The sequence below is a fragment of the Streptomyces sp. SP18BB07 genome (genome assembly GCF_036322545.1).
Lineage (GTDB): Bacteria > Actinomycetota > Actinomycetes > Streptomycetales > Streptomycetaceae > Streptomyces > Streptomyces deccanensis.
The window spans coordinates 1-466 of sequence record NZ_JAQYWT010000081.1; the positions used below are offsets into that span (position 1 = coordinate 1).

The 466-nt window shown below is 83.9% G+C and carries 1 protein-coding gene; it reads left to right on the forward strand.

Annotated elements, in window-relative coordinates:
- Positions 1–466 (forward strand): acyl carrier protein (locus tag PUR53_RS47975; protein ID WP_443080243.1); only part of this gene is annotated, 466 nt, incomplete at both ends.

Here is a 466-nt window from a genome sequence, read left to right on the forward strand (position 1 = left end):
GACTCCCTCAGCGCCGTCGACCTCGCCCGCCGCCTGGAACGCGAACTCGGCCACCCCCGCCCGGCCACCCTCCTCTTCGAACCCCGCACGCTCCCCGAACTGGCCACCCACCGGGCCCCCCCCCCCCCCCCCCCCCCCCGGCGGGCGGGCGGCCCGGGGCCCCCCCCCCCGGCGGCGGGGCGGGGCGGGGGGGGGGCGGCGCGGGGCGGGGCGGGGGGCGGCCCGGCGGGGGGGGGGGCGCGGCGGGGGCGGCCGCGGGGGGGGGGGGGGGGGGGGGGGGGGGGGGGGGGGGGGGGTGGGGTTTTTTTTGTTTGCGGTTCACCTCCTCGTTTGGGTGGGTGTGTGGGGGGGGGGGGGGGGCGGGGGGGTGGGTTTTGGGTGGGGGGGGGTGGGGGGGGGTGGGGGGGGGGTGTTTGTGGGGGGCGCCCGTGGGGGGTTGTTCTCACGGCCGTAGCCACCCCCCCCC